This is a genomic window from Streptomyces coryli, assembly GCF_011044975.1.
In the GTDB taxonomy this organism is placed as follows: domain Bacteria; phylum Actinomycetota; class Actinomycetes; order Streptomycetales; family Streptomycetaceae; genus Streptomyces; species Streptomyces coryli.
On sequence record NZ_JAAKZV010000015.1, the window covers coordinates 16,982 to 32,054 of the forward strand.

11 protein-coding genes are annotated in these 15,073 nt (G+C 69.9%); 8 read left to right on the forward strand and 3 right to left on the reverse strand.

From position 1 onward, the window contains the following. Positions 1–294: 294 nt before the first annotated feature. Positions 295–1,425, reverse strand: coding sequence for a serine hydrolase domain-containing protein (locus G5C51_RS05985; RefSeq protein ID WP_165232869.1), 1,131 nt, complete (start codon positions 1,423–1,425; stop codon positions 295–297). 128 nt (positions 1,426–1,553) lie between these two features. Between G5C51_RS05985 and G5C51_RS05990 the strand changes: the two genes are divergently transcribed. After that, positions 1,554–1,976 (forward strand): hypothetical protein, encoded by a 423-nt coding sequence (locus G5C51_RS05990; RefSeq protein WP_165232871.1) that lies wholly within the window; start codon positions 1,554–1,556, stop codon positions 1,974–1,976. A 234-nt stretch (positions 1,977–2,210) separates the two neighbouring features. Here the strand turns inward: G5C51_RS05990 and typA are convergent, their stop codons facing one another. After that, positions 2,211–4,085 (reverse strand): translational GTPase TypA, encoded by a 1,875-nt coding sequence (gene typA, locus G5C51_RS05995; protein ID WP_165232874.1) that lies wholly within the window; start codon positions 4,083–4,085, stop codon positions 2,211–2,213. A 127-nt stretch (positions 4,086–4,212) separates the two neighbouring features. Then, on the reverse strand, positions 4,213–6,387 hold the full coding sequence (locus G5C51_RS06000; RefSeq protein WP_165232877.1) for an ABC transporter family substrate-binding protein: 2,175 nt from the start codon (positions 6,385–6,387) through the stop codon (positions 4,213–4,215). Positions 6,388–6,674: 287 nt separating this feature from the next. Here G5C51_RS06000 and G5C51_RS06005 point away from each other — a divergent pair, with 287 nt between their 5' ends. From G5C51_RS06005 to G5C51_RS06035, 7 genes are all read left to right on the forward strand, one after another. Then, complete coding sequence (locus G5C51_RS06005; protein WP_165232880.1) at positions 6,675–6,962, forward strand: hypothetical protein; 288 nt, start codon at positions 6,675–6,677, stop codon at positions 6,960–6,962. A gap of 59 nt (positions 6,963–7,021) precedes the next feature. Further along, on the forward strand, positions 7,022–7,861 hold the full coding sequence (locus tag G5C51_RS06010; RefSeq protein WP_165232884.1) for a hypothetical protein: 840 nt from the start codon (positions 7,022–7,024) through the stop codon (positions 7,859–7,861). 16 nt (positions 7,862–7,877) lie between these two features. Continuing rightward, positions 7,878–9,821 carry a fumarate reductase/succinate dehydrogenase flavoprotein subunit gene (locus tag G5C51_RS06015; protein WP_165232887.1) on the forward strand — a complete coding sequence of 648 codons (1,944 nt, stop codon included), beginning with the start codon at positions 7,878–7,880 and terminating at the stop codon, positions 9,819–9,821. Then, positions 9,818–10,606 (forward strand): succinate dehydrogenase/fumarate reductase iron-sulfur subunit, encoded by a 789-nt coding sequence (locus G5C51_RS06020; RefSeq protein ID WP_165232890.1) that lies wholly within the window; start codon positions 9,818–9,820, stop codon positions 10,604–10,606. Before G5C51_RS06015 ends, G5C51_RS06020 begins: the two co-directional genes overlap by 4 nt. A gap of 74 nt (positions 10,607–10,680) precedes the next feature. Further along, a complete protein-coding gene (gene dacB, locus G5C51_RS06025) occupies positions 10,681–12,264 on the forward strand; it encodes a D-alanyl-D-alanine carboxypeptidase/D-alanyl-D-alanine endopeptidase (protein ID WP_206313496.1) in 1,584 nt (527 codons plus the stop codon). A 55-nt stretch (positions 12,265–12,319) separates the two neighbouring features. After that, on the forward strand, positions 12,320–14,275 hold the full coding sequence (locus G5C51_RS06030) for a TPM domain-containing protein (RefSeq protein WP_165232893.1): 1,956 nt from the start codon (positions 12,320–12,322) through the stop codon (positions 14,273–14,275). A 39-nt stretch (positions 14,276–14,314) separates the two neighbouring features. Then, positions 14,315–15,073: a PspA/IM30 family protein gene (locus G5C51_RS06035; RefSeq protein ID WP_165232896.1), complete on the forward strand. Its 759-nt coding sequence runs from the start codon at positions 14,315–14,317 to the stop codon at positions 15,071–15,073.

Consider the following 15,073-nt stretch of genomic DNA (forward strand, 5'->3'; position numbering starts at 1 on the left):
ACGAGTCGAAGCACAGGGCCAGTTGATGCCGGTTACGCAACCCCCGGCACTACTCCCCCGCCTTGCGCACGCTCGCATGCCGACATGCCAATACGTTGGCCTGCCATGTGGTCGAGCTCAATGCCCATCACTATCGGGGAAGTTGGGCACGGCAACTACGCCGGGTTGGTCTCGATCCGATCACACCTCGTGTGATGGATTGGCCGAAATATGGACACAACAAGGCTAGACAGACAGTCACGAAACGGTCTGTTAACGCGAGATGCGGGCCGGACCGTCCGAATACCGGACGTTTCATGATCGACGAGAGAGGTAATTCGCTAGGCCGAAGGTGATGTCCTCCTCTAGCGTCTCCAGGTTCCAGCGTCCGCCGCGATACGCGGTGTTGGTCACCCAGAAGACGGTGATCCCGTCGCCCGTTATGGTCCTGCCGGTACTGGCGAAGGACCAGTCGTTCCCGCCGTTGTGCCAGGCGGCGCGCCCGACGCGAGTGTCGGCGAAGGCCCACCCGTATCCGTACGAACCGCTGCCGCCCGGCTCCCGCACGTACGGGGTGAAGAGCTTCCGGAGCTGGGCTTTCGGCAGCACGCCGCCCTTTCCGCTGCCGCGGCTGAGGGCGCGGTGCCAGGCGAACGTGTCGCGGGCGGTGGAGAGCATCCCGCCATTGCCGCGCAGGTTCCAGTACGGGCCGTCATCCGCCCACGGGTGGTCGAGGGGCGTGCCCTGGCTGCGCCCGCGGGCGTCGTACTCGACGGCGATCTTGTCCCTGTCCCAGCGCGGCAGGACGTATCCGGTGTGCCGCATGCCGGCGGGCTCGAAGAGCCGGGTGGCGAGGAAGCGCTCGTACGGGAGGCCTGAGGCGTGCTCGACGACGGCGGCGAGGAGGCTGTAGCCGAGGTTGGAGTAGTGGAAGCCGCGGTCAGGGCGGAGGTCGGCGCGCAGGGCGCGTTGGATGAGCTGTCGGCGTGAGACGGGCTCGTAGTCGTCGCCGAGACCCTCGGGCAGCCCGGAGGTGTGGGTGAGGAGCTGATGGAGGGTGATGCCGCGCTTGTCCGGCGGCACGATGGCGCCGTCGGCGCCGAGATGGGTGCTGAGTCGATCGCTCACTTTCAGCCGCCCCATCGCCTCCAGCTTCAGCACCGCGGCGGCGGTGAACTGCTTGGTGATCGACATGACGTCGTAGACGGTGTCGCAGTCGTTGCCGGCGCGGCGGGGGTGGAATCCGGCGCAATGGACCAGCTTGTTCCCGCGGGCGGCCATGACGGTGCCGGTGGGGCCGTCGGGGAGGGTGCGGCGGAGGAAGGCGTCGATACGACGGTCGACGGGGTCGCGCGGCGGCTTCGCACCGATCCGGGCCTCGGCGTGCCCGCAGCCGATGAGCAGCAGGGCGGTGAGAACGGCGGCGATGGCGGCACGGATCTTCATGGGCTCGCTCCTCGGGTCAACTCGGCGGCTGATCCCGCAGGTTGACCCCAGCTGGGCGGCCTGCCCAAGATGGCGAGGTGTCCGAGACCGTACGAATCGCCGTACGGCCAGGTCAGCGAGGAGCCGCCATGACCGTCGTGCCACCCCCGGAACCGCCCGCGACGGCGGACGAGGCGGAGTTCATGGCATCACTGCGCCGCCTGAAGACGTGGTCGGGCCGCAGCTACCGGCAGCTGGAGCGAGCGGCGTCGGCGGCCGGGGAGTGGCTTCCGTCGTCGACGGCGGCGTCGATGCTGACGCGGCAGACGCTGCCGCGTGAGGAGCTGCTGTGGGCGTATGTACGGGCCTGCGGCCTGGCCGAGGAGCCGGCCGAGGCGTGGCTGGCGGCGCGCACCCGCACGGCGCTGGGCGACGATGCGTGCGTACGCACGCTGCCTCGCCGTTTGCGTGTATCGGTGGCCGCCGCAGCTGCGCTGGCCGCGCTGGCCCTGGGCGGAACGATGGCCTTCCAGGCCGAGGAGCACGACGTGCGGGTGACGACGTCACGCTGACGCCCTTCGCGCCTGCGGCGCGGTTCCGCGCTCCGCGCGGAGTCCTCAAACGCCGGACGGGCTGATAGTAGGTGCGCCCGCAGCGCCGACAGGCTGATAGTGGATGGCCCGCAGCGCCGACAGGCTGATGGCGGTGCGCGCGCAGCGCCGGACGGGCTTGATTCGGCGGCACTGGACCACCAAATCAAGCCCGTCCGGCGCTTGAGGACTTCCGCGGCGGAGCCGCAGGAAACCTCAGGCGTGCTTCGCGCGCGAGATGGCGCGGGCCCGCTCGCGCGCATCCAGCGCGACCTTACGGATGCGCACCGTCTCCGGCGTCACCTCCACACACTCGCCGTCGCGGCAGAACTCCAGCGACTGCTCGAGCGACAGCTTGCGCGGCGGGACGATCGACTCCGCGATGTCGGACGTCGCCGAGCGGATGTTGGTGAGCTTCTTCTCCTTGGTGATGTTGACGTCCATGTCGTCGGCGCGCGAGTTCTCGCCGACGATCATGCCCTCGTACACCTCCGTACCCGGCTCCACGAAGAGCGTCCCCCGCTCCTGCAGGTTCGTCATCGCGAAGGCCGTCACCGCACCCATGCGGTCCGCGACCAGCGACCCGCTGTTACGCGTGCGCAGCTCACCGAACCACGGCTCGTGACCCTCGAAGATCGAGTGCGCGATGCCCGTACCACGCGTCTGCGTCAGGAACTCCGTACGGAAGCCGATCAGCCCACGCGCCGGCACCACGAACTCCATCCGGACCCACCCGGACCCGTGGTTCGTCATGGTCTCCATGCGGCCCTTGCGCGCCGCCAGCAGCTGCGTGATGGCGCCCAGGTGCTCCTCGGGCGCGTCGATCGTCATCCGCTCGACCGGCTCGTGCACCTTGCCGTCGATCTCCTTGGTGACGACCTCCGGCTTGCCCACCGTCAGCTCGAAGCCCTCCCGGCGCATGGTCTCCACGAGGATCGCGAGCGCCAGCTCGCCACGCCCCTGGACCTCCCAGGCGTCGGGACGCTCGGTCGGCAGCACCCGCAGCGAGACGTTACCGATCAGTTCCCGGTCCAGCCTGTCCTTGACCAGCCGCGCCGTGACCTTGTGGCCCTTGCCGCCCTTGCCGACCAGCGGCGAGTTGTTCGTGCCGATCGTCATCGAGATCGCCGGCTCGTCGACCGTGATCAGCGGCAGGGCGACCGGGTTCTCCGGGTCGGCCAGGGTCTCGCCGATCATGATGTCCGGGATGCCCGCCACCGCGCAGATGTCGCCGGGACCGGCCTTCTCGGCCGGCTTACGGGTCAGCGCGTCGGTCATCATCAGCTCGGTGATGCGGACGTTCTGCATCGTGCCGTCGCGCTTGATCCACGCGACCGTCTGGCCCTTCTTCAGCTCGCCCTGCTCGACGCGGAGCAGCGCGATGCGGCCGAGGAAGTTGTCGGCGTCCAGGTTCGTCACGTGCGCCTGGAGCGGGGCCTCCTCGTCGTACGAGGGGGCCGGGACGTGCTGCAGCAGCGTCGTGAAGAACGGCTCCAGGCTGTCGCTGTCCTGCGGGACCGTGCCGTCCTCGGGCTTGGTGAGGGACGCGATGCCGTCGCGGGCGCAGGCGTAGACGATCGGGAACTCGATCTGCTCCTCGTCCGCGTCCAGGTCCAGGAAGAGGTCGTACGAGTCGTCCACGACCTCGGCGATCCGGGAGTCGGGGCGGTCCGTCTTGTTGATGCACAGGATCACCGGGAGGCGGGCCTCCAGGGCCTTCCTGAGCACAAAGCGGGTCTGCGGGAGCGGGCCCTCCGAGGCGTCCACCAGCAGCACGACGGCGTCGACCATGGACAGGCCGCGCTCCACCTCGCCGCCGAAGTCGGCGTGGCCGGGGGTGTCGATGATGTTGATCACGACCGGCTCACCGCCGCCCTTGGGGTGGTACTTCACCGCCGTGTTCTTGGCGAGGATCGTGATGCCCTTCTCACGCTCCAGGTCGTTCGAGTCCATCATGCGTTCGTCGACCGACTCGAGGTCGTGCGCCGCGAAGGCGCCGGCCTGCTTGAGCATGGCGTCGACCAGGGTGGTCTTGCCGTGGTCGACGTGGGCGACGATGGCGACGTTGCGGATGTCGTTGCGCGTGGGCATGCGGCGGCGCTTCTCCGGGGCTCGTGGGTTGCGGCTCTTCCTGTTGTGATCCAGCCGCCGCCGGGCGGAAATCGCCTCGGCCGTCCCCCATTTTACGGGGACGGCCGAGGGTTCCGCGTTTCAGGCCTCAGCGGCGCCAGCCGATGTCCTGGTATCGGGGGGTTGCGAACCCGTGCGCACCGGTGTTCATCAGGCCATTCTTCGTCGCCACCAGCTGCGGGCGCTGGTAGAGCGGGAGCGATCCGGCGGCCGCCCAGATCCGGGTGTCGGCCTTGGCCAGCAGCTGGCGCTGCGCCGTCGGGTCCAGCTCGCCCGCCGCCTGGTCGAAGAGCTGGTCGACCTCGTCGGTGCCGACCCGGGTGTAGTTCTGCTCGACCAGCAGCGAGCCGTCGGGGGCCGGCTGCGGCTTGGCGTAGATCGGACGGGCATCGGTGGCCGGGTAGGCGGTGCCGGGCCAGGAGTACAGCGCCAGGTCGTACTGGCCGGCCGCGATGTAGTCCTTGAAGTAGCTGTCGCCGCCGGCCTTGATGATCTTCGCCTGGACGCCGATCGAGTCCAGCATCCGCACGATCCGGGCCGCCACCGCCCGCAGCTGCGCCGAGCCCTCGTCGGACGGCACCACGAACTTCAGCGTCAGCGGCTTGCCGTCCTTGACGAAGGGCCGGTTCCGCGGCGCCGCGGCCAGCGGGTCGCTCTCCTTGGCCATCCTGGCCTGGGTGGCCCGGGCCGCCTTCTTCGCCTTCGCGTACTCGGTCCCGTCCTCACCGTACTTCGAGGCCACCTTCAGCAGCTTCGCCTGCTCGCGCAGCGCCGTGCGGTGCATGTCCGCCCCGGCCGCTACGGAGAAGGGGAGCTCGATGGCGCGCGGCGCGAGCATGCCGGGCTTGGAGTCCTCCTGCTTGGCGTCCGCCGTGCCGTTCTTGCGGCCGATCGGGCCGCCCTTCCAGCCGGCCTCGGCGAGCAGCGCCTGCGCGGCCTGCACGTCCTGCTCGCCGAGCGCGGCGCTGTGGTCCTCGTAACCCTGCTGCACGCTCATGAAGAGGTGGCTGCCCAGCGGCCTGGCCGGCAGCCCGAGCGGGCCGAGGACGCTGCGGGCGACCTCGCCGCGGTCGACGGCGCGGGCGACGGCGTGCCGTACCGCCTCGTCGGCGAGGGGGCCGCTGCTGCCGTTGAGGGCAAGCTGGGTGTAGGCGGGCTCCAGGGCCTTGCGGACGGTGAATTTCTTCGGCAGCTCGGCGGTGTTCTTCTCGGCCTCGGAGAGCTTCTTACTCCCCTTGTTCTTGTCGTCGGCCTGCTTCTCCGTGCTGCTGATGTGCTTCGCGTGCTGCGGCTTGCCCGCCGCCTGGGCGGTGCGGGCCTTCTGCCGCATGGCCTTACGGGCCTGGGCGACCTCCAGCGCGAAGTCGCGGTCCACCTCGGCGATGTCGATCCGGCCGTCGGCCAGCGCCTGCTCGCGGTCGGCCCGCTTGACGGGCTTGAAGACCAGCTTGTCGAGCGCGGGGCGGCTGCCCCACCACTCGGCGTTGCGGACCAGCTCGACCCCGCGCTTCTTGCTCAGCTTGGGCTTCTTCCGGTCCTTCTTGTCGCCCTTCTTGCCGTCGTCCTTGCTGCCGTCGTCCAGCGTGAACGGGCCCGCGACGACGTCGAGTTCGGTGCGCGAGGTGTCGTTGAAAGCGTCGGGGCTGCCCATCACGCTCTTCGGGTACAGCGGCGTGAAGAGGCCCTGCCAGTCGGCGTACGGCTCCTTGAAGGTGACCTCGATCTCGCCGCTCTTCTTGCCCGGCTTGATCGACTTGATGCGGTCGTAGCCGGCGTTGCGGGCGGTCCAGAAGGCGTTGTTCTTGCCGTTCAGCGCCATCCACTGGGCCCGGAAGTCGGCGATGCCGATGCGCCGGCCGTCGCTCCAGCGGGCCTTGGGGTTGAGCTGGTAGACGACCTTCTGGCGCGGCTCCCGCTTGGTGACCTCGGCGGAGCGCAGGTAGTCCTCGTTGAGCTGCGGGCGGCCGTGCTTGTCGGTGGTGAAGAGCGCGGGCAGCACCGCCTCGGCGACGCGGTCGGTGGCCTCACCCGCGTCGACCTGGAAGGCGTTGTACGTGTGCGGCAGCGCGTCCACCGCCCAGCGCACCGTGCCACCGCTCTTCAGCGCCGAGCGCTGCGCGGTGGTGACGTCCTCGGCGGCCGTCGAGGACGCGGCCCCGCCGGAGCTGCACGAGGCCGCCAGGGGCAGCACCAGACCGGCGGCGGCCAGTGCCGCGGCGGCCCGTGCGGCGCGGTGGCGCTGCCTGCGGCTGACTTGGGTCATGTCCGTTACCTCCGCCGTGACCACGTATGGCCCCTTTTCCTGCTGATCACATCGAGTGCCAACCCACTGAATGACAGCGGTGCGGCCCGAATGGGGAGGCGCGGCGGACCCCGGACACAAAGCGACCCGTTTGGCGCAGTCGTGCGACTGTCCGACGACACGCCCCGTCAAGCGGACACGGCTTGTCCCCCGCGGGAGCGGATATCCGCAGATCCCTTCCCAAGCGCGAGTGTGACGCGCAACACTCACCAGGTCAGCGCCGCACATTGCGGAGGTGAGGGCAGAAGATGTCCCTGCACGACGAACTGACGGCGGCTCAGCGCTGTCTCGACGATCTCACGCGCACCATCGGCCGGCTCCAGTCCAGTCCCGGCGTGGGCGAGCTGGAGATCCGCCGTGTCCGTACCGACACCGAGCATCTACGCGAGAGTCTCGCGCTGCTGCGTGACGCCGCGCCGCGCTCGGCCGGGCCGCAGCCGTCGGTGGTCCGGATCCCGGACCAGCCGTACGACCGCTCCCTGTGGAGCGACTGCGACGACGAAGGACTCGGCGCGAGCGACCGACACGCTCCCTAGAGGGCCGGAGGCAGCTCCCTCTGAGCCTCACCTCCCCCATCCCCGTCCCGGAGACCACCTTGGCAACCGAAGCCACCGAACGACCCGCCCCCGACAGTCCGCCCCCCGCCGGGGGCGTCACCGCCCCCGGACGCGCCGCGATCAGAGAGCGGCATCTGCGTACGGACCGATGGTGGCTGGCACCGGCCGCCACCGCGGCCGGGCTGCTCGCCTTCGTCATCTACTCGACCTGGCGGGCCTTCGCGAACACGGACTACTACGCGGCCCCGTACGTCTCGCCCTTCTACTCCCCCTGTCTGGCGGAGAACTGCGAGCCGATGAAGGGCGGCCCCAACTTCGACCTCCTCGGCGGCTGGTGGGGCCTCTCGCCCGCGATCATCATCCTGATCTTCCCGCTGGGCTTCCGCCTGACCTGCTACTACTACCGCAAGGCCTACTACCGCGGCTTCTGGGCGTCGCCGCCGGCCTGCGCGGTGGCGGAGCCGCACAAGAAGTACTCCGGCGAGACCCGCTTCCCGCTGGTGCTGCAGAACATCCACCGGTACTTCTTCTACGCGGCCGTGCTGGTCGCCCTGATCCTGACGTGGGACACCGTGCTCGCGTTCCGGAACAGCGACTACGAGTGGGGCCACATGGGCCTGGGCACCCTCGTATTCCTCGCGAACATCGTGCTGATCTGGGCGTACACCCTCTCCTGCCACTCGTGCCGGCACATCGTCGGCGGCCGGCTGAAGCACTTCTCCAAGCACCCGGTGCGCTACAAGCTCTGGGGCTGGGTGGGGAAGCTGAACGAGCGGCACATGTTCCTGGCCTGGGCCTCGCTGATCAGCGTGGCGGCGGCCGACTTCTACGTCTATCTGGTGGCCTCGGGCGCGTTCGACGACCCGACGCTGTTCTGAGAGGGATGCACGCAACATGACGCACGTCGAAAGGCAGCAGTGGGACGTCGTGGTGGTCGGGGCCGGCGGCGCCGGGCTGCGCGCCGCCATCGAGGCCCGCGAGCAGGGCCTGCGTACGGCCGTGATCTGCAAGTCGCTGTTCGGCAAGGCCCACACGGTCATGGCCGAGGGCGGCATCGCGGCATCCATGGGCAACGTCAACTCGGGCGACAACTGGCAGGTGCACTTCCGCGACACCATGCGCGGCGGCAAGTTCCTCAACCACTGGCGGATGGCCGAACTGCACGCCAAGGAGGCCCCGGACCGGGTCTGGGAGCTGGAGACCTGGGGCGCGCTCTTCGACCGTACGAAGGACGGCAAGATCTCGCAGCGCAACTTCGGCGGGCATGAGTACCCGCGGCTTGCGCACGTCGGCGACCGGACCGGCCTGGAACTCATCCGCACGCTGCAGCAGAAGATCGTGTCGCTGCAGCAGGAGGACTTCAAGGAGACCGGGGACTACGAGGCGAAGCTCAAAGTCTTCCAGGAGGTCACGGTCACACGGGTCCTCAAGGACGACAGCGGAAAGGTTTCCGGAGTCTTCTGCTACGAGCGGGAGTCCGGGCGCTTCTGCGTCATCGAGGCGCCGTCCGTGGTGCTCGCGACCGGCGGGATCGGCAAGTCCTTCAAGGTGACGTCGAATTCGTGGGAGTACACGGGCGACGGGCACGCGCTGGCGCTGCTCGCCGGGGCGTCGCTGATCAACATGGAGTTCGTGCAGTTCCATCCCACCGGGATGGTCTGGCCGCCGTCGGTGAAGGGGATTCTCGTCACCGAGTCGGTGCGGGGTGACGGGGGCGTGCTCCGTAACTCCGAGGGCAAGCGGTTCATGTTCGACTACATCCCCGACGTCTTCAAGGAGAAGTACGCGCAGACGGAGGAGGAGGGCGACCGCTGGTACAAGGACCCGGACAACAACCGGCGGCCGCCCGAGCTGCTGCCGCGCGACGAGGTCGCGCGGGCGATCAACTCCGAGGTCAAGGCGGGCCGCGGCTCGCCGCACGGCGGCGTCTTCCTCGACGTGTCGACACGGATGCCGGCCGAGGAGATCAAGCGGCGGCTGCCGTCGATGCACCACCAGTTCAAGGAGCTGGCGGACGTCGACATCACGGCCGAGGCGATGGAGGTCGGGCCGACCTGCCATTACGTCATGGGCGGCGTCGACGTCGAGCCGGACACCGCGGCCGCGGTCGGGGTGCCGGGTCTGTTCGCGGCCGGTGAGGTCGCGGGCGGCATGCACGGCTCGAACCGGCTGGGCGGCAACTCGCTCTCCGACCTGCTGGTCTTCGGCCGGCGCGCCGGGCTGCACGCGGCGAAGTACGCGGCCGAGCTGGGCGATTCCCGGCCCGTGGTGAACGAGGACGAGATCGCGACGGCCTCCGCGGAGGCGCTGCGGCCGTTCAGCGCCGAGCCGAGCGACGAGGACGGCGCGCGGCCGCCGGAGAACCCGTACACGATCCACCAGGAGCTGCAGCAGGCGATGAACGACCTCGTCGGCATCATCCGGCGGGAGCCGGAGATGAACGAGGCGCTGCAGCGGCTCGGCGAGCTGCGCGGGCGGGCCCGGCGGGCCGGGGTCGAGGGACACCGGCAGTTCAACCCCGGCTGGCACCTGGCGATCGACCTGCGGAACATGCTGCTGGTGAGCGAGTGCGTCGCGCGCGCGGCGCGGGAGCGCACCGAGTCGCGCGGCGGGCACACCCGGGACGACTTCCCCGGGATGGACCGCGACTGGCGCAAGTCGAATCTCGTGTGCCGGCTCTCCGACCCGAGCGGCGGCCTCGCCGCCACCGACCCGGAGCGCGGCCAGATCCGCCTGGAGAAGCGGGAGATGCCGCCGATCCGGCCCGATCTGCTCGACCTGTTCGAGAAGGACGAACTGGTGAAGTACCTGACCGACGAGGAGCTGACGGCAGAGTGACCACCGCTGCTACGGGATACATCGCCAAGTTCAAGGTATGGCGTGGGGACACCGAGGGCGGTGCCCTGGAGGACTTCGAGGTCGAGGTGAACGAGGGCGAGGTCGTCCTCGACATCATCCACCGGCTGCAGGCCACGCAGGCCCCGGACCTGGCGGTGCGGTGGAACTGCAAGGCGGGCAAGTGCGGTTCGTGCTCCGCGGAGATCAACGGGCGGCCGCGGCTGCTGTGCATGACGCGGATGTCGGTCTTCACCCGCGAGGAGACCATCACCGTCACGCCGCTGCGGGCCTTCCCGATCGTCCGCGACCTCGTCACCAACGTGGGCTTCAACTACCAGAAGGCCCGCGAGGTCCCGTCCTTCGTACCGCCGCAGGACCTCGGTCCCGGCGAGTACCGGATGATGCAGGAGGACGTCAACAGGTCGCAGGAGTTCCGTAAGTGCATCGAGTGCTTCCTGTGCCAGGACACCTGCCATGTGGTCCGCGACCACGAGGACAACAAGGAGGCGTTCGCCGGGCCGCGGTTCCTGATGCGGGTGGCGGAGCTGGACATGCACCCGCTGGACGACGCGGCCGAGCAGGGCCTCGACCGTAAGGCGACGGCGCAGGAGGAGCACGGGCTCGGCTACTGCAACATCACGAAGTGCTGCTCGGAGGTCTGCCCGGAGGGCATCAAGATCACCGACAACGCGCTGATCCCGCTCAAGGAACGGGCGGTGGACCGGAAGTATGACCCGCTGGTCTGGCTGGGCAACAAGATCATGAGGCGCGGCCAGGACACCTGACGTCAGCGGTCGCACCAATGACACACCCGAAGGGGCCCTTGTGACACAGGGGCCCCTCCGCAATGCTCCTGCGCATGCGCAGACCCTTTAACCGCCGTACGCATCTGTCACTTTGGCCGCTGCTGGCGGCACTGCTGGCCACCGGCCTCAGCTACAGCGCCCCCGCGACCTCCGCGCCCGACGACGACGCCCTGACCCAGGCGCTCGACAACATCCTCGCCGACAGCCGCCTCAACGGCGGTCTGGCCTCCGTCACCGTCGCGGACGCGGCCAGTGGCGAGACGCTTTACGAGCGGGCGCCCGACGTGCGCCTGATGCCCGCGTCCAACACCAAGCTGCCGACGTCCGCGGCCGCCATGGCCGTCCTCGGCCCCGACTACACCTGGGATACGGACGTCCTGGCGACGGGAAAGCGCAGCGGCGGCACCCTCGAAGGGGACCTCTACCTGCGCGGCACCGGCGACCCGACGCTGCTCGCCGAGGACCTCGACGCGCTCGCGCAGAAGGTCGCCGCCGAGGGGATCACCAGGGTGAGCGGGCGGCTGGTCGCCGATGACACCCGCTTCGACGCCGTCCGGCTCGGGGATTCGTGGGCGGCGGATGACGAGTCGGCGTATTACGAGCCGCAGATCTCCGCGCTCACCCTCAATGCCGATACGGACTACGACAACGGCAACGTGGTGATCGAGACCAGCCCGGGCAAGCAGGCCGGGGACGCGGCGGCCGTCAAGATGACGCCGGCCAATCGCTACGTGAAGGTCGTCAACCGCGCGAAGACCGTCGGCAAGGACGAGCCGAGCACGCTGGGCGTCGAGCGCAACCACGGCACCAACACGATCGTGGTCAGCGGGAACATCCCGCAGAAGGCCGACACCGATAAGCAGTGGATCGCGGTCTGGGAGCCGACCGGCTACGCCGCCTCGGTCTTCCGCGACAAGCTGGCCGCGCACGGGATCAAGGTCGCCGGCGGCACGCGGCTCGGCGAGGCCGTACCGGACGGTGCCGACAAGCTCGCCACCCACGGCTCGATGTCGCTGGCCCGCGTGCTCACCCCGTTCATGAAGCTGTCCAACAACGGGCACGCCGAGGTCCTCGCCAAGACGATGGGGTACGAGGCGGAGAAGTCCGGCAGCTGGGGTGCGGGCCTCAAGGCCATCGGCGGGTGGCTGAAGGGCGACGCGGGCGTCGACACCGGCACGCTGCGGCAGGCCGACGGGTCGGGGCTCTCGCGCAAGAACAACGTCCCGAGCGGGCAGTTCGCGAAGCTGCTGCATCACGCACAGCAGGAGCCCTGGTTCAAGGAGTGGTACGACGCGCTGCCGGTCGCCTGCAACAGCGACCGGATGGTCGGCGGGACGCTGCGCTCCCGGATGTGCGGCACCCCGGCGGCGGGGAACGTGCACGCGAAGACCGGGTCGCTCACCGGGGCGTCCGCGCTCTCCGGGTACGTCACGGCCGCCGACGGCAAGAAGTTGATCTTCAGCGTGGTGCTGAACAACTACCTCGCCTCGTCCGTGAAGGACATCGAGGACAAGATCGCGGTGGTGCTCGCCTCGTACCGCGAGGGCGCGGAGACCATCAAGGAACCCTCGCTCACCCGGAAGGCGGCACCCCCGGCCGACCTCGAGTGCGCCTGGCAGAAGCCGCGCTCCTGCTAGCGCAGTAGTCACGCGATACCCGGCCCGGTCGCGACCGCATCATTACGGACTTATGGTGCGGAAAGGACCGGGTCGGGCGGCGGCCCGGCGCAGCGAGAAGGGCCTGGCGCGGATGCGAATACGGCGGCTTCGCTATGGGTGTGCCGTACTGGGCGCGCTCGGGACCCTGCTGCTCCAGGGCGCGTCAGCGCCCCTCGTAGACCCCGTCACCCTCGACAAGGACGGGCAGATCACCGACGAGGTCGGCGCCCTCGGCAGCCGCCGCGGTGAGGTGGCCACGGCGCTCGAGGATCTCGACAAGTCGAACAACATCCAGCTCTACGTCGCGTATGTGCGCAACTTCGCCGGCCGCGGCGGGCAGTCCTGGGCCGATGCCACCGCCGAGAAGAACGGGCTCGGGCAGAACGACATCCTCCTCGCCGTCGCCACCCGCGACCGTCAGTACGCCACCTCCGCCGCCACCGACTCCGGCCTCACCGAGGACCAGATCCAGCAGGTCAACGCCGAGGCCATCGAGCCGGCGCTGCGCCAGAACGACTGGGCGGGCGCGGCCATCGGCGGGGCGGACGGCATCGCGGCCGTGCTGGACGGCAAGCCCATCCCGAAGCCCGAGATCACCCCGGGCCCGGCTAATCCGGGCGGCGGGACCGGTGCCGAGCAGTTCACCGCCTCCGACGCGCTGGTGCCGGTGCTGGCGGTGGGCGGGGCCGCGGTGGCGGCCGGGTATCTGTTCTCGCCCAAGCGGCGCAAGCGGCGGCAGGAGGGCGGTGGCTGGGGCCGGAGCGGGCCGCAGCTGACGCCGTTGCCCGCGCTGGACTCGCAGGCCAGGACGCTGCTGGTGGAGACCGACGACGCGATCCGCACCTCGTCGGAGGAGCTGGGCTTCGCCTCCGCCCAGTTCGGCGAGGAGGCGTCCAAGCCGTTCAACGACGCCATCGGATACGCCAAGGGCGAGCTCACCGCGGCCTTCCGGCTGCGGCAGCAGCTCGACGACGCGTATCCCGAGGACGACGCCACCAAGCGGAAGATGCTCGACGAGATCATCGCCCGCTGCACCGACGCCAACCGGCGGCTCGACGCCGAGTCGGCCGCCTTCGACCAGCTGCGCGCCATGGTCACCAACGCCCCCGAGGTGCTGGCCAACGCCGAGGCGGCGGCGGAGCGGCTGCCGCAGCGGATCAACGACGCCGAGGTGCAGCTCACCGGGCTGGGGCAGGCGTACGCGTCGTCCGCGTTCGCGGCGGTGGCGAACAACCCGCGGGAGGCCAAGGACCGCTTCCAGTTCGCGGCGAAGAACCTCACCCAGGCCCGTACTGCGCTGACCGGAGGCGACCGCAACATCACGGCCGTGCACGTGCGCGCCGCCGAGGGCGCGATCGAGCAGTGCGACACCCTCACCGACGCGGTGCTGCGGCGGGCGAACGAGCTGCAGGCCGCGGCCGCGAAGGTCGAGGAGTCGCTCCGGGACATGCAGGCGGACCTCGCCGACGCCCGCGGCATGGTCTCCGGCACCAACCACGACGTGTCCACCGCCGATCTGCAGGGCCGCATCGCCCGCGCCGAGACGGTGCTCGCCGAGGTGCAGCAGTCGGTGGCGGCGGGCCCGTACGACCCCCTGGACACCCTGCGCCGGATCGAGGAGGCGGACGCGGCGCTGGAGGAGGCGCTGTCCGGCGCCCGGGAGCAGGCGGCGGCCGAGCGCAAGGCCCGCGGCCTGCTCGACCAGGCGCTGCTCGCGGCGCGCAGCGAGGTGGCGGCGGCCCGCGACTTCATCACCACCCACCGCGGCGGCATCGGCAGCTCGGCCCGCACCCGGCTGCACGAGGCGCAGCGGCATCTGCAGCAGGCCGAGAGCTTCGCGTCCGCGGACGCGACCAGCGCCCTGCAGCACGCCCAGCAGGCGGACAGCCTGGCGCAGCAGGCGCGCGAGCTCGCCGAGCGCGATGTCTACGGCGGCTACGGATCCGGCTACGGGCGGATGGGCGGCATGGGCGGCGGCGGCCGCTTCTAGTACGTATCTGATCGACCAGCTCACAAGGAGAACGGCGTCATGACCGGAAAGCAGACCATCCTCGGCCGCGTCACCCAGCTCGCCCGGGCCAACATCAACGCGCTCATCGACCAGGCGGAGGACCCGCAGGTCATGATCGACCAGCTGATCCGCGACTACACCGGCAACATCCGCGAGGCGGAGGAGGCGGTGTCGGTGACGATCGGCAATCTGCGGCTGATGGAGCAGGACCGCACCGAGGACCAGGAAGCCGCCACCGAGTGGGGCAACAAGGCGCTGGCGGCGTCGGCCAAGGCCGACGAGCTGCGGGCCGCCGGGAACACGCTGGACGCCGACAAGTTCGACCAGCTCGCCCGGGTCGCGCTGCAGCGGCAGCTGCAGCACGAGAACGAGATGCGGACCGCGGCGCCGATGATCACCAGCCAGACGGAGGTGGTCGACAAGCTGCGTACCAACCTGGAGGCGATGAAGGGCAAGCTCTCCGAGCTGAACTCCAAGCGCGACCAGCTGGTGGCCCGCTCCCGTACGGCGCAGGCGCAGAACCAGATGCTGGACGCGGTCCGGTCGATGGACGTCACCGACCCGACGGCGGAGCTGGGGCGCTTCGAGGAGAAGATCCGCCGCGAGGAGGCCCGCGCGATGGGCAAGGAGGAGCTGGCGAACTCGTCCCTGGACGCCCAGTTCGAGCAGCTCGACGACCTCGGCACGAAGGCGGAGATCGACGCGCGGCTGGCCCAGCTCAAGGGCAACGGCGGCAGCACGGTGACCGCCATCGGCGGCGGGCAGCAGGCTGCGTGA